Raw genomic sequence first — 18,988 nt, 5'->3', positions numbered from 1 at the left:
GTCAGAACTCGAACGTCGCGCCCAGTTCGTACGTGCGCCCCGGCGCCAGCAGCACCTGGCTGGTGGCGCGGCCGCCGTAGTAGGCGTAGAGCTTGTCGGTCAGGTTGCGCACGCGGAAAGTGATCAGCGCCGGCCGGATGCGGTAGCTGACCGCCGCGTCCACCGTGGTGTGGCTGTTGATGCGGACCTGGTTGGCGTTGTCGGTGTAGATCTTGCCGGTGTGGTTCAGGCCGACGAAGAAGTCCATCGGCACGTCCTTCAAGCGGTAGGTGGCGTACAGGTTGGCGACGCGCTCGGGCACGTTGGGCGGGGTGTTGCCCACGCGGGAGGTGCCGTCGGCCTCGGTCAGCGAATCGAAGCGCGCGTTCAGCGCGGCGATGTTGCCCGACAGCGTCAGCTGTGGCGTGATGCGCCAGTCGGCCGACAATTCCACCCCGCGCGAGGATTGGCGGCCATTGTTGACCGTCACGCGCGGGTCGTTGGCGTCGCGCGTCAGCACGTTCTCCAGCTTGATGTGGTAGACCGCCGCGGTCCATTCCACGTCGCCCAGGCTCTGCTTGAAGCCGGCTTCCCATTGTTCGCCCTTGGCCAGCGGGAACGAGGCATTGGACTGCGACAGCAGGAACAGCGAGCCCACCGGGATGGTGGCATTGGTGTACTGCGCGTAGACCGACGACGACGGCGCTACGTCGTATACCGTGCCCAGGCGCATGGAATTGGCGCTGTAGCGCGTGCCGAAGGCGCTGCGGGTGCCGGCATTCAGGTCGGTGACGCCGCGGTCGACGCGGATGCGGTCGTAGCGGTAGCCGCCCACCACCGTCCAGCGCTCGGTCAGCTTGAGCGAGTCTTCCAGGAACAGCGCGGCGCCGCGCACGTCGGTGGTGAAATCGGTGCGGTTGCCGGGGCCGCTCATCAGCGCCGGGTCATCGTTGAAGTAGCCCACGTCCGGATTCCACAGCGAGACGCGCAGCGCGTCCGCGGTGGCGGCGGAGCGGTTGGAGAAGCGCCGCTCGCTGTCCAGCGTGGTCTTGCTGAGTTCGCCGCCGATCACGAACTTGTTCGACAGGCCGGCGATGGTGCCGTCATGGCTGGCGTCGAAGCGGTCGATGAAATAGCGTTGGTGGTGCGTGATGATGGTCTGGTCGCGGTCGATCGACGCGGGGGCGCTGAAGGTGGCCGATTCCGAGTTCTTCCACAGGCGGTCGACTTTGTTCATCGCGAATTCATTGCGCAGCGTCCACGACGGCGTCAAGCGGTGCGTGACGCGCGCCCGCAGCCAATAGGATTCGGCCTCGTTGCGGTCGTCCAGCACGTTGTAGTTCTTGCGCGCCAGGGCGCGGTCCAGCACGCGGCCATCGGGCGTGCTGACCACGCCAGTGGGATCCTTGGCCAGGCTGCGCGGGATCAGCGGCGTGCCCCAGTAGGCGTGGCCGGTGTCGCGCGAATAGTCGAACGACAGGTCCAGCCGGGTGGCGGGAGCGACGTCGAAGGCGATGCCTGTGGTCAGGTGGTCGAGCTTGTTGCTGTTGCGGTCGATGGTGCCGACGCGGCTGTCGTTGTGGCTGTAGTCGATGCGGTAGGCGCCGGTCTCGCCGAAGTTGTCGCCCAGGCCGATGCCGGTGCGGGTGCTGCCGTAGCTGCCGTAAGAGAACATCGCTTCGCGCGAAGGGTTGTCGCGATCGGGGCGCTTGGTCTGGAAGTTGACGATGCCGCCGATGGCGCTGTCGCCCTGCAGCACCGACGCCGGGCCTTTCAGCACCTCGATGCGTTCGTAGTTCCAGGTGTCTTCGACCCGGTTGGTCGAGCCCGCGCCCGACATGCGCAGGCCATCGTACAGGTACAGGATGTCGGTGAAGCCGCGCGAGGACAGCGTGGTGGGCGAGGACGGCGGGCCGCCGCCGGCCAGACCGGTGGCGCCGCGCAGGGCTTCGCTGAGGGTGCTGGCGCCGCGCTCGCGCATGGCCTGTTGCGACACGATCTCGACCGATGCCGGCGTCTCGCGCAATGTCAGGCCCAGCCGCGAGGCGCTGCTGCTGCGGCTGTCCAGGTGCAGGCTGTCCGCGTCGCTGGCGGCTTCCACGCGGATGCTGGGCAGTTCGGCCTCGCGCGCCTGGGCCTCCTGGGCCTGGACATTGGGCACGGCGGTGCATGCCGCGAGGGCGGCGGTGGATACGACTCTTCTCATGACGCTTTCCCGAAACTCGATGGGGGGTGAAAAACCTGTCTCTAGACCACGCGGTAGCGGCGCAGGCGCCAGCCGGCCAGGGCCAGCAGCAGCGCCGCGGGCACCAGCAGTTGCAGCAGCGCGCGCGCGGCCCGGGCGCGGACGGCGGCGGGATCCTCTTCCCGCCACTGGAATACCGGCATGGCGGCGAAGTCCGCGGGCGTGATGGCGCGGCTGGCTTCGATGCGGGGCAGGAAGAAGTCCTTCCAGGCGCGGTGGTAGGCGTCGATCTGCCGCATGAAATGCGCGTGGCGGCGTTGGCCGGTGCCGGCCAGCGCGGTGATGCCTTCAAAGGCGACCGCCGCCGGCGACAGCACGCTGTAGCGCGCCACCAGCGCCTGCTGGCGCGCCATCTGCGCGTCGAAGCGATCCAGCTCCGGTTGCATTGCCGCATCCACCTGGCGCTCGACGCGGGCGTGGCCCAGCGGACGGCCGGTGATTTCCAGGCGGCCATCGCGTGGAATCAGGGCGTCGGGCTTGTCCATGTGCTCGTAGTCGGTCGACAGCAGAGCGGCGTGGTCGCGCATGGCCAGCGCCGTGGCCACGCGGGTGCGGGTGGCCAGTTCGGCGCGCGACGGCGCCGGGCTGGCGTAGGCGGCCACCAGGTTGAGCAGCACCGGCACCACCAGGACCAGCAGCACCCAGCTGACCATCAGGATCATGGCGTTGGCGGCGGAAGACTTACCAAAGGCGTTGACCGCGACCACCGCCGCGAACCAGAACAGCGCGTAGGCGCCGACCAGCAGCGCCCACCACAGCGTGGCGCTGGCGGCCTGCAACGCCTGGGGGCGGGCGATCAGCAGGGCGGCCACCGGCAGCAGCACCGCGGCGCCCAACAGAACCGCTGCGCGCAGGACCACCTTGCCGCTGATCAGGGTCAGCAGCGACAGCGGCTGCGACAGCAGCAAGCGCAGCGTGCCGTCTTCCTTTTCGCCGGACAGCAGGTTGTGCCCGAGCGCGAAGATCAGCAGCGGCAGCAGGTAGACCACCACGAACGCCAGGTCGAAATGCCCGCTGAGCAGGTGCCAGGGGTTCTCGATGTCGTTGTTGTGGATGAAGTTGACCTTGCTGTCGTAGGTCACCTTGAATTGCGACGGGAACAGGTCGGTCTGGCCCAGCGCCACCGGCGCCAGCGGCACGCTCGGCATGATGGCGTAGTGCGCGCCCAGGCCGCCGCCCATGTTGGCGGGGCTGGCGGGGTTGCCGAACGGCGTGGGGGTCTCGCTGCCGTCCATGATGCGCTGCAGCTGCGCCAGCTGGCTGGCGCGGTTGTGCGCATCGGCGCGCGCCAGCGCGGCCTGGGCCTCGTCTCGCTGCGACGTCTGCAGCAGGCCGTTGAAGACCGCGTAGGCCACCAGCAGCAGGAACAACAGGCCGCACAGCCACAGCGCGCGCTCGCGCGTCAGCAGGCGGAGTTCGTGCCGCAGGACCATCCCGAAGCGGCGAAATTGCGTATCGTGCACCGGAAGTCTCCTACAGGGCGGTCTGGCGGGCCACGGCGCGCCAGGCGAAGGCCACGCTCAGCAGCAGCGCGGCGGCCAGCATCAACAGGCTCAGGCGCGCCTGGTGCAATGCCCAGCCGGCCGCGGGCGGCTGGTAGCGGAAGGGCGGCACGCGCGCCCACAGCGACGGATTGGCCTGGTACGAGAAATGCTGGTGTTCCAGCGTGTCGGCGTGCGCCACCAGGTCGGCGCTGACGATGTCCTGGATCACGCGGCGCTGTTGTTCGGCGGCGGTGGTGAAATCGCGGTGGTGCGCAAAATCGGTACCGGCCATGGCGGCGGACAGGGCGCGCACCGCCAGCAGCGGCATCAGCCAGCCGGCCGACTCCTGTACGGCCTGCTGCCGTTCCCAGGTGTCCCACAGGTGGCCGAAATGGCGGTCGTAGACCGAGTAGCTGGACTGGTCGTCGAGCTTGAGCGCCAGACCCCATTGGTTCAGCGGCACGTCGCGGCTCCAGCGCTCGGTCGTGCCGAAGGCCTGCATCCAGACGCGGTCCGACGTGGCTTTCAGGTCATCCTGCAAGGCCTGGTTGAATTCGAGGCGGGTGGGGCTGGGATAGAGTCCGCGCGACAGCTCGGCCATGACGCGCGGGGCGATCACCGTATTGGCGATCCACAACGCCAGCAGCACCGTGATGGCCACGCGCGAGGAGCGGGCGGCGGCCGACACCCCCAGCGTGACGAAGATGAACGCGGCCAGGTACACCGCGTAGCCGCCGGCCAGCACGCCGAAGCGCCACAGCGCATCGGCCCGGCCGCCCGCCAGCCACACCGCCACGATGGCGGCCAGCGCGGCCGGCGCCAGCAGCAGGCCAAGGCTCAGCGCCAGCGCGGTGGCCTTGCCCCACAGCAGGCGCCAAGGCGCCACGCCCAGGCTCAGCGTCTGGCGCAGGATGCCCTGTTCGCGTTCGCCCGAGAAGGCGTTGAAGCCCAGCACGATCACCAGCAGCGGCCCCAGCGCCTGCAGGATCCAGGCGGCCGACAGGTCGCCGAAGCGCTGCAGGCCGGTGGCGTCCTGCGCCGGGCGGAATTTCACCTCGCTCTGGCGGTGCGCCTGCAGCCACACGGTGCTGCCGATATACGGATTGATGCCGGGATCGAGCAGCGCCAGCGTGGTGTCGGGCTTGAAGACGTGCATGCCCTGGTGGGCGGCATCGTGCGGATGGCGCGCGCCCTGCTTGAGCCAGTCGCTGTAATCGGTGTTCTGGGCCGCGGCCTGTTCGGCGCGGGCCTCCTGCTGATGCAGGTAGCCCACGGCCAGCGCCGTCATCAGCAGCACCGCGACGATGCCGCCGGCCCAGTAGAGCCGGCCGTCGCGCAGGCGTTCGCGCAGGTCCTTGAGGGCGATCAGGAGGATCATGCCTCGGTCCTCATGTGCGCCAGGTACAAGGCCTGCAGATCGACGTCGCCGATCTGCCGGGCGTCGAGGTTTTCGACCAGCCGGCCGCGTTTCATGATGCCGACGCGGGTGGCGGTCTGACGCGCATGGAACAGGTCGTGGGTGGTGGCCAGGATGGCCACGCCGCGTTCGGCGGCGCGTTGCAGCAGGCGGGTGAACTCGGCGGCGGCCGACGGGTCCAGCCCCGAGGTGGGCTCGTCCAGCAGCAGCGCGCGCGCGTCCTTGGCCAGGGCCACGGCAATCCACACCTTTTGCCGCATGCCCTTGGAATAGGCGGCCACGCGCTTGTCGGCCGCGGCCGGGTCCAGCCCGACTTCCGCCAGCAGTTCCAGCAGCCGGGCGCGCGGCGGCGCCTCGCCCAGCGCCAGCGCGGCGAAGTAGCGCAGGTTTTCCAGCCCGCTCAGGGTGCCGTACAGGTTCACCTGTTCGGGGATGTAGGCCACGTGGCGCTTGCTGGCGAGCGGTTCACGCGTCACGTCCAGCCCATGGATCAGCGCCTGGCCGCCGTCGGGGGCGATGAAGTTCAGGAACAGGTTGATGGTGGTGGTCTTGCCGGCGCCATTGGCGCCCAGCAGGCAATAGATCTCGCCCGGCTCGATGCGCAAATCCAGCGGGTGGAGCGCGATCTGGTCGCCGTAGCGTTTGGTCAGGCCGATGGCTTCGAGCACTGCAAGTCCTTCTTCGTCCGAAGATGCCGGGAAATCAAGGGGAGGGGGGTGGAGCGCGGATGACGCCTGGGCAGGCCTTCCGGACTCCAGTGGGAATGACTATCGTTAGATATGATATAACATAACGTGATTATATCGCCATCCTCGCGCGGAACTCCGGAAAAAACGACAACCCAAAGCAGAAGGGCGCCCACGTGGGCGCCCTTCGCATTGGCTACGGCGGTGCGTGCGGATCAGGCCTCGATCCGCTCCACCTTGCCTACCAGCAGGATGTACGACAGCGCGCCCAGCAGCGCCAGCGACGACACGTACACGATGGCCGGCGCGAAACTGTCCTTCGACACCAGGAAGCCGATCACGATCGGCGTGCAGATCGACGACAGGTTGCCGACGAAGTTGAACACCCCGCCGGTCAGCCCCAGCAGCCGCACCGGCGCCAGCGCCGACACCAGCGACCACGTGATCGACGCCAGGCCGTTGCCGAAGAAAGCCACCGCCAGGAAGAAGATCACCCATGGCGTCGAGTCGGTGAAATTGGCGCCGATCATCGACGTCGAGATCAGCAGGCCCAGGATGATGGGCAGCTTGCGTGCCAGGCCCACGGTGGCGCCGCGGCGGATCAGGAAGTCCGACAGCACGCCCGAGCACAGCACGCCGATGAACGCCGCCAGGAACGGCACCGACGCCAGGAAGCCCGACTTGATGAAGTCCATGCCGCGGTACTTCACCAGATAGGTGGGGAACCACGTCAGGAAGAACCACAGCGTCGAGGTCAGGCAGAACTGGCCCAGGTACACGCCCCACAGCTTGCGCTGGCTCATCACCAGGCCCAGGTCGTTCCAGTTGAACGGCGCCTTCTTCTCGGTCACACGCTTGTCCAGGTCCACGACGCCGCCGCCTTTCTGGATCAGCTCGATCTCGGCCGCGTTGGCGCCCTTGAACTGGCGCGGTTCACGGTAGATCAGGTACCACAGCACGCCCCAGACGATGCCCAGCAGGCCGGTGCTGACGAACACCATGTGCCAGCCGTAATGATGTTGCAGCCAGGCCAGCACCGGCGTCAGGAACGCCAGGCCGACGAACTGGCCCGAGGTGTAGAAGCCGATGGCGGTGGCGCGTTCCTTTTCCGGGAACCAGGTCGTGACGACGCGGTTGTTGATCGGATAGGCGGGCGCTTCCAGCGCGCCCACCGCCAGGCGCAGCACGAACAGGATCACGAAGCTGCCGGCAAAGCCCATGAAGAACGTCGCCGCCGACCACAGGATCAGCGCGGCCGCGTACAGCACGCGCGGCGACACGCGGTCCACCAGCCAGCCGCCGGGGATCTGCATGGCGGCGTAGGTCCAGCCGAACGCCGACAGGATCAGCCCTTCGTGCACCGTGTCCAGGCCGAACTCGTCCTTGAGCGCGGGCGCGGCGATGGACAGGTTGCTGCGGTCCAGGTAGTTGATGACGACGGTGATGAACAGCATCACCATGATGAGATAGCGGCTGCGCGTCGGCCGCTGGGCGCTTTGCAGGCCCGGGTGGGTGGCGGTGGTCAAGGGGGTCTCCTCTTTCGCTTTTTTCTACCGGCTTACCACTCGGCGAAGCTGCCGTCGGCGTGGCGCCAGATCGGGTTGCGCCAGCGGTGGCCGACCGCCGCGCGCTCTTTCACGTATTCCTCGTTGACCTCGATGCCCAGGCCGGGGCCCTGCGGAATCGCGACCATGCCGTTCTCGTAGGCGAACACCTCGCGGTTGCTGACGTAGTCCAGCAGGTCGTTGGCGGCGTTGTAGTGGATGCCCAGGCTCTGTTCCTGGATGAAGGCGTTGTAGCAACCGGCGTCGATCTGCAGGCAGGTGGCCAGCGCGATCGGGCCCAGCGGGCAGTGCAGCGCCAGCGCCACGTCGTAGGCCTCGGCCATGGCGGCGATCTTGCGCGTTTCGGTGATGCCGCCGGCATGCGACGGGTCCGGCTGGATGATGTCGACGTAGCCGTCGGCCAGCACGCGCTTGAAGTCCCAGCGCGAGAACAGGCGCTCGCCCAGCGCGATCGGCGTGGACGTCAGCGGCGCCAGTTCCTTCAGCGCCTCGTAGTGTTCGCTCAGCACCGGCTCTTCGATGAACATCAGCTTGAACGGGTCCAGTTCCTTCATCAGCACCTTGGCCATCGGCTTGTGCACGCGGCCGTGGAAGTCCACGCCGATGCCGACGTTGGGGCCGACCGCGTCGCGCACGGCGGCCACGTTCTCCAGGCACTTCTCGACCTTGTCGAACGAATCGATGTACTGCAGTTCCTCGGTGCCGTTCATCTTGACGGCGGTGAAACCGCGCTCGACCGCGCCCTTGGCGGCCGCGGCGGTGTCGGCCGGACGATCGCCGCCGATCCACGAGTACACGCGGATGCGGTCGCGCACGTTGCCGCCCAGCAGTTGCGACACCGGCACGCCCAGGTCCTTGCCCTTGATGTCCCACAGCGCCTGGTCGATGCCGGCCAGCGCGCTCATGTGGATGGCGCCGCCGCGGTAGAAGCCGCCGCGGTACAGCACGGTCCAGTGGTCCTCGATGTTGCGCGGGTCCTTGCCGATCAGGTAGTCCGACAGTTCCTCGACGGCGGCGGCCACCGAGTGGGCGCGGCCTTCTACTACCGGTTCACCCCAGCCGACGATGCCGGCGTCGGTCTCGATCTTCAGGAAGCACCACCGCGGCGGCACGATGTAGGTAGTGAGCTTGGTGATCTTCATGCTTGGGTCTCCTGGGCGGGATAGGCGCGTTGCCAGGCGGCGATGAAAGCGCGCGCGTTCTGGCCGACTTCGTTGGCCGACAGGCCGGGTTTGTACAAGGCGGAGCCCAGGCCGAAGCCGCTGGCGCCCGCCTGGGCGTAGGTGGAAAGGTTGTCGGGCGTGATGCCGCCCACCGGCACCAGCGCGATCGGCGGACGCATCACCGCGCGCCAGGCCTTGAGCACGGCCGGGCCGAGCTGTTCGGCGGGGAACATCTTGAGCACGTCGGCGCCGGCGGCCAGCGCGGCGAAGGCTTCGGTCGGCGTGGCCACGCCGGGGCACGAGGCCAGGCCGGCGGCCTTGGCCGCGCGCACCACGGCCAGGTCGCTGTGCGGCATGACGATCAGTTCGCCGCCGGCGTCCTTGATGCGGGCCACGTCATCGGGATCCAGCACCGTGCCGGCGCCCACCAGGCAGTCGGCCGGCAGCGCATCGCGCATGGCGCGGATGCTGGCCAGCGGTTCGGGCGAATTCAGCGGCACTTCGATCAGGCGAAAACCCGCGTCGTACAGCGCGCGCCCGATGGGCACGGCCTCGGCGGGCGTGATGCCGCGCAGGATGGCGATCAGGCCGCAATGGGCCATGGCGGTTTGCAGTCCGGTATGGGTCATGGTGTGGTCTCGGAAGAAGGCGCGGCGGGCACCAGCCCGGCGCTGACGGCCAGATGCCACAGGCCGCGCTCGGTGGCGTGTTGCGCCAGTTGCGGCGTGCCCAGGCCGTAGTGCCGCAACGCCAGGATGTAGCGCTGGCACAGCGCATCGTCGCCGCACAGCACGATGCGCGGCTGGTCGCCCTGCAGGCGCAGCATGTCGGCCAGCGCGGAAATTTCGTGGCCGATCAGCAGGCCCGACAGGTAGTCGGCCTGCGACACGCCGGCCAGTTCGCCGGTCAGCCCCAGCGCGCGGGTGCTGAAGATGGTCGACAGCACGCCGGCGCGGCCGGCCGGCACGCCGGCCACCTTCAGGCCGCGCTCGAAGGCCGCCATGTCGGACGCCGGCGCCTCGACCATGGTGCGGCCCAGGATGGTGTGGCCGCGCAGCGCGGCATAGACCTCGCCGGTCATGAAGGTATCGAAGTGGGTGACCTGGCCGCGGCGCGCGTTGACCCATTTCGAGTGGGTGCCGGGCAGGCCGATCAGCACGCTGTGGGCGGGGTCGCCGGCCTGATCGAACAGCACGCCGAAGACCTGCGTTTCTTCGCCGCGCATCACGTTGGGCAGGCCGTGGCGCTGGATCAGGCCGGGCACGATGTGCACCGGCGTTGCGCTGTTGCGCTCGACGCGCGTCAGCAGGGTGCCGATGCGTGGCAGGTCGACCGGCACGTCCAGGTAGGCGGCTTCTTGCCAGCCCTGCGCGCTGCCGACCATGCCGCAGGCGATCACCGGCAGCTGCGGTTCGGCCCGCAGCCAGTCGCCGCAGGCCTGCTCGAAAGCCAGTTCGAAACCCGATTGGCCGCTCGGGGTGGCGGCGCCGTCCTGCAAGGGTTGCGGCAGGCGCATGATGCCCCACGGCAGGTGGCGGGTATCGAGCGTGCGGCCGGCGCCATCCAGGCGATAGGCGCGCAACGAAGAGGTGCCCCAGTCCAGCGCTATGAGGGCCGCGCGGGCAGGCGATCCGGTTGTCATCAGAATCTGTCTCGTCTCGGGGCGGCGGCGCGCTGCGGGCGAGGGCGCGCAAAGGGCGCGTCATTCGCGGGCTTGCAGGACCTGGCCGGCCTTGTTGTCGTCAAGCCCGCGATGGCGCCGGGGCGGCGTCAGTCGGGCTGGGAAAAATTCTAGATCAGCGCTTGAAAAATCTCAAAATATAGAATTAAATCCCATATATAGGGAATAAGCTTCGATTCCCGCTCCCCATATCCGACTCCCAGCGCCAGCCTTGTCCATGCCCGATTCTTCGACCGTCTCCCCCGCCTACGATCCCGACGCCACAGCGCCCGCCGGCACGCAGACCCTGATGCGCGGCTTGGGCGTGATCCAGGCCGTCGCCGCGGGCGCGCGCGACCTCAAGGACATCTGCGCCCACATCGGCGTGGCGCGCAGCACCACGCACCGGCTCGCCAGCTGCCTGGTGCAGGAACGCTACCTGCGCTCGCTGCCTGGCGTCGGCTACGTGCTGGGGCCGAAGCTGATCGAACTCGGTTTCCAGGCGCGCGAAGCCTTCCCCATGGCGACGCTGGCGCGGCCGTATCTCGACAGCCTCGCGGCCGACACCGGCGACACCATCCACCTGGCGGTGCGCGACAACGACGAAGTGCTGTATCTGGAAAAGATCCCCGGCAAGAAGGGCCTGGAGATGCGTTCGCGCGTCGGCCACCGCATGCCCTTGGCCGCCACCGGCGTCGGCAAGGCGCTTCTGCTGGATGCCGACGAACCGCAATGGAAGACGCTGCATCGCGTCGGCGCGCCGGTGTCGTCGCGCGCGCCCGGCGGCCGCCAGACCTGGGAGGCCTTCCGCGACCGCATGCGCGACTACGCCGCCAACGGCTATGCCTTCGACCTGGAAGACAACGAGCCGTCGATCCGCTGCGTGGCGGCGCCGGTGCGCGATGCCTCCAGCGGCATCGTCGCCGCGATCAGCGTGTCCAGCACGGTGCCGTACATGTCGCTGGAGCGCATGCGCGACATGGTCGACGTGGTCAAGGAGGCGGCGGCGCGCATCTCGGCGGAACTGGGATGGAAGGTGCAGGGCGCGCCCGCCAAGCCGCGCGACGCCGCCACGTAGCGCAGCACGCTGCCCAACAATGGGCGACCCTGGCAAGCGGCGCGCGGCGTCCGCCGGCAATGCCAGCCCCGGTCAAATCTCCGACCAATCCATATGCCGTCGCCACCGGCAGGGCGCCTTATCGGTGCTAGTCTCTTGCTCAATCATCAATGACGCTCATCACGAGTGAGTAGATCCCCGGCGACGAGCAAGTGGCGCCCCAACCTGATGTCGAGCGCCTGTATGCCGCCCATGCCGAGCGGCTGCGCCGTTACCTGTTCCTAAAGACTGGCGAAGCCGAGCTCAGCGCCGACCTGGTGCAGGAATGCTTCGCCCGCATCGTCGCGCAGGAAGACGAGCTGCCGTCCGACAACGTGCTGGCCTATCTGTACGCCATCGCCAACCGCCTGCTGATCGACCATCGCCGCAATCATCACCAGTCCCACACCGATGCTGTGTCGGACGACCTCCTGGAAAATATGCGCGACCTGCGCACCGCGCCCGACGTACACGTGCACGTTCGCCGGCAACTGGCGCGGCTGGCCACCACCCTGGCGGAGCTGCCCGTGCGCACGCGGCAAATATTCCAGCTCTGCCGCGTCGAGGGCCTGAGCCACGCGGAGGCGGCCCGCTACCTGGATATCTCTCCCAGCTCGGTGCAGAAGCACCTGGCGATGGCGTTGGACCTGATGCGCGAACGCTTGGGAGACGACCCTTGAACGCCCGCATCCGCGACTTTTTTTACTGTATTTCGTGGCTGGGCCGTTTATCTTGTTTATGAAGATCCCATCATGTACTCCTTGAGCCGCCCCGGCCGCGAACGACGCCTGCGCCGGCAGGCCAGCCAGTGGGCGTTGCGCCTGGCCGCCGGCGCGCTTGCGCCGGCCGAGCAACGCCGGCTGGACCGCTGGCTGGCTCGCGACGCGCGCCACGGCCCGGCCCTGGCCGATGCCGAGAGGGTCTGGGCATTGGCGGGGGAGTGCCGCGGCCTGCCGTTGTTCGCGCAGCCGGTGCCCCGGCCGCGCCGCTCGCATTGGCGTGCCTGTGCTGCGTCGTGTTGGCGGTCGGGGTCCATGGCGCCGTGGCGCCGCGCGGTCGCGATGGCCGGTGTGGCGTTGGTGGTCGCCGGCGCGGCCGGTGCTCCGGATGCCGTGGCGCCCTGGTTGGCCGACTACCGCAGCGCGGTCGGCGAAATCCGCTCCTTCGATCTCCCGGATGGCAGCCATGTGCTGTTGGGCAGCAACAGCGCGCTCGACGTGGAATACGATGCCACGACGCGCCGCGTACGGCTGCTGCGCGGCGAAGCGGTGTTTGCGCCTGCGCCCACGGGCGCGGACGAACCGCGCAGATTTGTGGTGGCGACCGCCGGCGGCAGCATGACCGCGCTGGGCACGCGCTATGCCGTGCGTCGCCGCGATGCCGGGCATGGCTGGATCGGCGTGTTGCAGCATCGTGTCGAGGTGGCGCTGGATCGTCCGCCCGTCTCGGGCGATGCGCTCGCGGTGCTGGCGGCGGGCGACAGCGCCACTTTCAGCCGCGCCCATGGCATCGAGCGTAGCGCCGTCGCGCCCGCGCGCGGGGCGGCCTGGGCCGAGGGCTATCTCGTCTTCGAAGGCGAATCCCTGGGGCAGGTCCTGCAGCGCATCGGCAATTTCCGGCCGGGCCTGTTGATCCTGGCGAACCGCGCCGCGGCGCGCAGGCCGGTGAACGCGCTGTTCCATCTTGATAACCTCGACGGCGCATTGGCCACGCTATGTGGCGAGATGCGGCTTGCGCAGCTGCGGTTGCCAGGAGTGACGGTGCTGTACTGAATTTCCGAATACAAATCATATGCTGTAAATCCAAAAAACAAATCATAATTTGTATATTTGAAATACAGCCTATATTGCGTATGAACCGTTTACAGCCTATGCTTTGTAAACCTGAAAAACAGCGTGAGACGTGTATGGCCGACTACACCGTACGCACCGCGGAGCAATTGCCGGCATTGCTTCAGGCATTCCGAAAAAAGGCTGGGCTGACCCAGGCCGCCGCGGCTTTGCGGCTGGGTATCACGCAACAGACGCTTTCCGCCTTGGAGCGCAACGCGGAAAAGGTCGGTGCGGATCGGCTCCTGCAATTGCTGAGCATCCTGGGCGTGGAACTGGTGTTGCGCGAACCCGAGGAACCGCTGGCAAGCCGGCAGGTGTCCGATCAGGACTGGTGAGCCATGGGGCGTCGCTCGCACACACAGTCCCTGCACCTCTGGATGAACGGCGTCATGGTCGGCACCTGGAGTGTGCAGCCCCGCGCTGGCGACATCCTGCAATACGCCGACGCCTGGGTCAGCGCCGATCAAGGCAGGCCGCTATCGCTGTCGCTTCCCTTCACGCCCGGCAACCCGCCGCATCGGGGGGTTGCGGTTCGCACCTACTTCGAGAACCTGTTGCCCGACAGCCGGCAAATCCGCGAGCGTGTCGCGCGGCGATTCCATGCGACCGCAACCGATGCGTTCACGCTGCTTGCCGAAGTGGGCCGCGATTGCGCGGGCGCATTGCAGGTGCTGCCTGATGCCACGCCGCCCCAGGACGCGCGCGTGCTGAACGCGACGCCGCTGAGCGAGGCCGAAGTGGCGCAGGTACTGCGCAACACCCTTGCGCCGACGCCCTTCGGCGGCGCCGGCGCCGCCGATACCGACGACTTCCGCATTTCCATCGCGGGCGCCCAGGAGAAGACGGCTTTGCTGTGGTTCGATGGCCGATGGTGCCTGCCACATGGCGCGACCCCGACCTCGCACATCCTCAAAATGCCCTTGGGCCGGGTCGGCAATCTTCAGTATGACATGAGCGAGTCAGTCGAGAACGAATGGTTATGCTCGGAGATCCTGCGCGCCTACGGCCTGCCGGTGGCCCGCACGCAACCGCTGTTGTTCGAGGACATGAAAGTGCTGGCCGTCGAGCGCTTCGACCGGCGCTGGGCCCGTCGGTCGACGGGGCAACCTGGGCTGCTGCGGCTGCCGCAGGAAGACATGTGCCAGGCGACGGGCACACCGCCGCATCTGAAATACGAGGCGGATGGCGGGCCGGGCATGGGGCTCATCATGAGGCTGCTGTCCACGTCCCTGGACCCTGACCGTGATCGGCGGATCTTCTTTCAGGCACAGGTTATCTTCTGGATGCTGCGCGCCACGGATGGGCACGCCAAGAACTTCAGCATCTTCCTGCGCCCCGGCGGCGCCTACGAGCTTGCGCCGCTCTACGATGTGCTGTCCGCCTACCCGGTCATGGGAGCGCGCGCGAATCAGCTGTCGCCGTTCAAGGCAAGAATGGCCATGGCCGTGCGCACCAGGAATCCGCACTGGAAGATGCAGGACATTCAACGCAGACACTGGCTGGCGCTGGGCGCCGAGCATGGCGTCGTCACGCCGGACGGGCGCGACGCGCGTTTCGTGATCGACGACCTGGTAGCCCGGACCGAGCAGGTGATACGCACCGTCAGCGAACTGATTCCAACCGGATTTCCCGAAGCGCTCGCGGACGGCATTCTCGGCGGGCTGCAAGCCGCGGCGGAAAAACTGGCCGGGTAAATCACCGGCCGCCGCGAGATACGCTCGGCTCGGATGCACGGCCCTGAGTAAGACCAAGTCAGGACGCCTTCGCGCCGCTCTCCCTCTGGCAACTGTCTTTTCCGAACTTTTTTTACTGTAGTTCGATTCTCAAACGTTAATGGTAATGATGCGCGTTTGCATCGGCTGAAACCAGAGACGAAAGTGAAGAGAAGATTGATGAAGGCGAGGTTGGCCCGGCGAATGATGTGCGCGGGGATGCTCGCGATGCCACACGCTGCCTCGGTGTGGGCTCAACCGCAACCGGTGGCATCGGGACAGCTCGACCGTCAGCAGGAAGCCATCCGCCAGACGCGCGCCTTCGACATCTCGGCCCAGCCAATGATGCAAGCGGTGCTGGCGTTCGCCCGGCAGGCCGGCGTCGATCTCTACGTGGGCGATGTCGATCTTTCCTCGTACACCAGCGTCGCCACCCAGGGTACCTACAGCCTCGTCGCCGGGCTCAAGCATCTCCTCGGCAACAGCCCCATCGGCTATCGGATTTCAGAAGGCAACGGACGCCTGAGCTTTCAATTGGTCGATAACGGCCCGGGCGGTCGTTCCCAGGTGTACTCGCTCAAACCAGTGGTGGTTCAAGGCAACACCGTCAACGAGCGTGTCTATCAAGCGCCCCGCGCCGTCAGCATCATCACGCGTGAAGAAATGGACCGCGTGCCGGTCCGCCACGCCGCCGAACTCATCCAGGACACCCCCGGCGTCGCCAGCGCCGTCAACCGCCAGAACCCCGGCCTGTCGATCAACATCCGCGGCATGCAGGACTTCGGCCGCGTCAACATGATGATCGACGGCATGCGCCAGGACTTCGTGCAGAACGGGCACATGCAGCGCAATGGAGAAATGTATGTCGATTCGGAACTGCTGTCCGAGGTAGAGGTGGAGCGGGGCGTGGTGCGTGGGGTGCATGGCACCGGCGCGATGGCGGGGAGCGTGGATTTTCGGACGCTGGATTTTGGGGATGTGCTGCGCGAAGGCAGGGATATCGGGCTGAAGCTGCGCGGCACGTCCGGGATGGGATATCAGGGGAACGGTACCAACTTCATCGGCAGCGCGGCGGGCGCGGCGCGCGCGGGTGAGAACCTGGAAGTGCTGGCGGCGGTGTCGCGGCGGTCGATTGGGGATTATCGGATTGGCGCGCGCGGAGGTATCGAGGGCCAGAATTCAGTGTGGTTCAACGGCGGAAAGATTGAATTCAACGATGTGAAGTTCGCCGCTCAAGAACAGGAATCCGGTCTGTTTAAGGCACGCTGGAAACTGAGTGATGATCAGTCGCTGTTGTTCAGCTACGTTGGCACGCGAGTCGGCTACTCCTACACCACTGATGCCGACACGTCGGTACAGGAGAGCGGCACTCCTTGGCGCAAGATGGGAACTTCGAAGGCCCAGTCAAACAGCTACGCCCTCGATTACAAAATCAAGCCGGTGGACAACCCTCTACTTGATCTGAAAGCGAAGGTTTATGGCGTCGAAACCAATGTTGAGAATTACACGATGCCAACCTATCCATTATCCAGATTTGATGGCGGATTCACAGACGCAACAAAGATCCGAGAGAATATTGATAAGGAGTATTGGGATAGCGGCGCTTGTGAGAAGCCCGATAAAACTCCCTACGCACTCGACGTTTGCAGGCAGTACGGTGTGGGCCGAAACAATCGCCTGTCCACCAAGACCCAAGGATTTCAGCTCGACAACACATCGCGTTTCGTGTTCGGGGCGACAACGCTCAGTGCGAACTACGGCGTAGAGTATTTCACTGACCATACAACTTCGAACCAGCGCTGGAATCACGATGGTCGCGAGGTGCGTCCCATTGGCACTACAGGTAAGGATGCGCTCAATCCCCAAGGTCGTCGCAGCATGGGCAGCATCTTCACAGAACTGAAGCTCGAAGACGATTTCTTCACCGTATCTGCCAGCCTTCGTTACGAACGCTACGGACTCAAGGGAAAGACGCAAGTTCCCGGCAAACAGACAGTCCACCTATCCAGGCTCGATAAGTTTGCAAAAGAAATGTGCGCTTATGGCGCCTTTCCAGCGCTGGCACCAAACGAAAACCCGCGCAGCCAAGTTCAGTCTGTTTACGGGCCAGGTTGCCGTTTGGCGTTAGCTGGCGACGAATCGGCCATCGCTGCTTGGTGGGCCGATGTGCCGAAGTACGTCGATCAACGTGGAAGAACGAAGAACTTCTACATACCTGGCGGCCGTAGATCCTCTGACTACGAAAAGGAGTTTCAGCCTGAAGACCTCGACGACCAGAACGCCTTGTATGACTACGACGTGAGTCGCAGTGCCGGGATGCTGTTGCCCGCGTTGTCCGGAGCGATTCGGCCAACCAATTGGCTGGAGGTGTACGGTAGCTGGGGTAAGTCCTGGAGGCCTCCCGCCATCAACGAAATGCTGATGGTGGGCAATCATCCTAGAGATGGATTTGCCTCCATCTACCCCAATCCGAATGCAGAGCCGGAAACCTCACGGACCTGGGAGGTAGGCGCCAACACCATATTCCAGGACGTCGCGTTGGATGGCGACAGTCTATCGCTAAAGGCGGGCTACTTCGACACGAGGGCGGATAACTACCTTTTTTCGTCTATGGACGTCATTTTGCCCGGCTCCAACCTGGAAAGATTGCCATTGCCCGGCACAACAGCCTTCGTCAATAACCGCAACCGCACAAAGTTCCGCGGATTGGAATTTGAAGGGCGTTATGAGGCTGGCTGGATCTATGGGGGGGCGAGCTATACCCATTATCTAGGCGGCCCCAACAAGTTCTGCGAAGACCTTTACTTCCTGGGGTCTGGCGAAAACAAATTCGACCGCCCGAATGCAGATGGAAGCTATCCGGTCGAGCATCAGAAAGCCCTCGCGCGCGGGTATGAATCGTGGCGAGCTTGGGCTGATGATCAGGTCGTGTGCGACAACTTCGTCTTCAACAGCGCGATCGCCAAGCCGGTGGATAAAGGCACGCTGCTGGTCGGCGTGCGCTTGCTGGAGCGCAAGCTGGATACTGGCGTGAGATTCAACTACAGCGGTGACGGTTGGTACAACCGCGATTCTGGCGGCTCCCAGGTTTGGTTCAAGTACACGACTTGGGACTGGTATGCCAGTTATCAAGCCAATGACAACGTCAAGCTTATGGCGTCAGTCGAGAACATCACCAACCGAATGTATGTCGACGGATATTCCGATGCGATGGCACGCACATTCGCGCCGGGGCGCTCTGTTGCGTTAGGCATGGAGGTTCGCTTTTAGGCAAGTAATCGCTCGGGGGGGGGCGCATGCCTATCCCGAGAAAGAGACATGCGGATTCTTCGCATGTGCGGCGCACGCATAGTGCGGCGCTTTTTTGGGTCGGGGATTCACCCCGGCAATTGGTAATAAACGGAGCATGACAATGTCTGCACAAGTAAGCTTTATCGATATCAGCCACCTTCCCACGGGTATCACAACGGAGAGTTCGTTGGAGCTCATGCTGGACGCGTTCCAGAATGGAGGGGTTGCCGGTGAGCACACCAGCGTTCCCAATAAGGGCGGATTCTTCGGCGGCAACGCCTTCAACGGCACTGACTATGGCTATGTCAGCAAAACGGTCGCCAACTACGCCTTCGTGGCTTCGGGTGATCTGCACTACTTCTTCCCTCCTTACAGCGGCCACGCAGGTGACGGCCCGACCGCGCACACAGTGTGGGGTTCATTGGATTCCATCACCCTGGGCGGTGGCCTGGACGGAGCCGGACATGTGGTCGATCCGCTCATTACATTTACTTTCGATCAGCCTATCGAGGGTGATGTTGCCGATGGACGAGGCAATGAAGTGCATGACATCGTTTGGGGCCTGATGAACGGTTCGGTTGTTGGCACGCCAGACAAGATCAGCCACATCACGAACGGAGGCTTGGTCGAAGCCTTGGAACAGAACGGGATGGATATGCACACATCCATCGCCGACCTAGTCGGCCACAACCTCGCCACCGAGACCGATCTGGCCCTGGCGGCGTAACCCACCCGCGAGTTTCCCCGCGCTTTCTCGGGCGCGTGGGTCACGGTCGCGGCGGGCCTATCCCCCGTCGCGACCGTCTTTTTGTTTCTTCATTCTGCGTGTCCCGGCAGTCATCCGGGCTAGGAAAACCA

15 protein-coding genes are annotated in these 18,988 nt (G+C 65.7%); 7 read left to right on the top strand and 8 right to left on the bottom strand.

Translation table 11 applies throughout. The features are described from left to right. Position 1: 1 nt before the first annotated feature. From AT699_RS27435 to AT699_RS27400, 8 genes are all read right to left on the bottom strand, one after another. Positions 2–2,185, bottom strand: a complete 2,184-nt coding sequence (locus tag AT699_RS27435) for a TonB-dependent receptor (RefSeq protein WP_024070519.1) — start codon at positions 2,183–2,185, stop codon at positions 2–4. Positions 2,186–2,226: 41 nt separating this feature from the next. Then, positions 2,227–3,687, bottom strand: coding sequence for an ABC transporter permease subunit (locus AT699_RS27430; protein ID WP_024070518.1), 1,461 nt, complete (start codon positions 3,685–3,687; stop codon positions 2,227–2,229). A 10-nt stretch (positions 3,688–3,697) separates the two neighbouring features. Further along, positions 3,698–5,086 (bottom strand): ABC transporter permease subunit, encoded by a 1,389-nt coding sequence (locus AT699_RS27425; protein WP_024070517.1) that lies wholly within the window; start codon positions 5,084–5,086, stop codon positions 3,698–3,700. Further along, positions 5,083–5,793 (bottom strand): ABC transporter ATP-binding protein, encoded by a 711-nt coding sequence (locus tag AT699_RS27420; protein ID WP_006385730.1) that lies wholly within the window; start codon positions 5,791–5,793, stop codon positions 5,083–5,085. Before AT699_RS27420 ends, AT699_RS27425 begins: the two co-directional genes overlap by 4 nt. A 233-nt stretch (positions 5,794–6,026) precedes the next feature. Next, on the bottom strand, positions 6,027–7,337 hold the full coding sequence (locus tag AT699_RS27415; RefSeq protein WP_024070516.1) for an MFS transporter: 1,311 nt from the start codon (positions 7,335–7,337) through the stop codon (positions 6,027–6,029). 32 nt (positions 7,338–7,369) lie between these two features. Beyond that, positions 7,370–8,518, bottom strand: coding sequence for a galactonate dehydratase (gene dgoD, locus AT699_RS27410; RefSeq protein WP_006391563.1), 1,149 nt, complete (start codon positions 8,516–8,518; stop codon positions 7,370–7,372). After that, positions 8,515–9,168, bottom strand: coding sequence for a 2-dehydro-3-deoxy-6-phosphogalactonate aldolase (locus AT699_RS27405; protein ID WP_024070515.1), 654 nt, complete (start codon positions 9,166–9,168; stop codon positions 8,515–8,517). Before AT699_RS27405 ends, dgoD begins: the two co-directional genes overlap by 4 nt. After that, the gene (locus tag AT699_RS27400) at positions 9,165–10,181 is read right to left on the bottom strand and encodes a 2-dehydro-3-deoxygalactonokinase (protein ID WP_058207507.1); all 1,017 of its coding nucleotides are present in this window, start codon (positions 10,179–10,181) and stop codon (positions 9,165–9,167) included. The genes AT699_RS27405 and AT699_RS27400 overlap by 4 nt, the downstream gene beginning before the upstream one ends. Before the next feature lie 256 nt (positions 10,182–10,437). Here AT699_RS27400 and AT699_RS27395 point away from each other — a divergent pair, with 256 nt between their 5' ends. The 7 genes from AT699_RS27395 to AT699_RS27365 all read left to right on the top strand — a co-directional run bounded on the left by AT699_RS27395 (position 10,438) and on the right by AT699_RS27365 (position 18,857). Beyond that, complete coding sequence (locus AT699_RS27395) at positions 10,438–11,277, top strand: IclR family transcriptional regulator (protein ID WP_024070513.1); 840 nt, start codon at positions 10,438–10,440, stop codon at positions 11,275–11,277. Positions 11,278–11,468: 191 nt separating this feature from the next. Continuing rightward, positions 11,469–11,975, top strand: coding sequence for an RNA polymerase sigma factor (locus AT699_RS27390; protein WP_024070512.1), 507 nt, complete (start codon positions 11,469–11,471; stop codon positions 11,973–11,975). A 72-nt stretch (positions 11,976–12,047) separates the two neighbouring features. Beyond that, positions 12,048–13,067, top strand: coding sequence for a FecR family protein (locus AT699_RS27385; protein WP_024070511.1), 1,020 nt, complete (start codon positions 12,048–12,050; stop codon positions 13,065–13,067). A gap of 134 nt (positions 13,068–13,201) precedes the next feature. Further along, entirely contained in the window at positions 13,202–13,462 is a 261-nt protein-coding gene (locus AT699_RS27380) for a helix-turn-helix domain-containing protein (RefSeq protein WP_006385738.1), read from the top strand. Between the two features lie 3 nt (positions 13,463–13,465). Next, positions 13,466–14,821: a type II toxin-antitoxin system HipA family toxin gene (locus AT699_RS27375; RefSeq protein ID WP_058207506.1), complete on the top strand. Its 1,356-nt coding sequence runs from the start codon at positions 13,466–13,468 to the stop codon at positions 14,819–14,821. 198 nt (positions 14,822–15,019) lie between these two features. After that, on the top strand, positions 15,020–18,109 hold the full coding sequence (locus AT699_RS27370) for a TonB-dependent hemoglobin/transferrin/lactoferrin family receptor (protein ID WP_024070509.1): 3,090 nt from the start codon (positions 15,020–15,022) through the stop codon (positions 18,107–18,109). A 142-nt stretch (positions 18,110–18,251) separates the two neighbouring features. Further along, positions 18,252–18,857 (top strand): heme acquisition protein HasA, encoded by a 606-nt coding sequence (locus AT699_RS27365; protein ID WP_053500861.1) that lies wholly within the window; start codon positions 18,252–18,254, stop codon positions 18,855–18,857. Positions 18,858–18,988 lie beyond the last annotated feature (131 nt).

The organism is Achromobacter xylosoxidans (genome assembly GCF_001457475.1).
GTDB classification, from domain to species: domain Bacteria; phylum Pseudomonadota; class Gammaproteobacteria; order Burkholderiales; family Burkholderiaceae_B; genus Achromobacter; species Achromobacter xylosoxidans.
The sequence above is the reverse complement of the archived record's forward strand: the minus strand, read 5'-3'. Positions and strand labels throughout refer to the sequence as shown.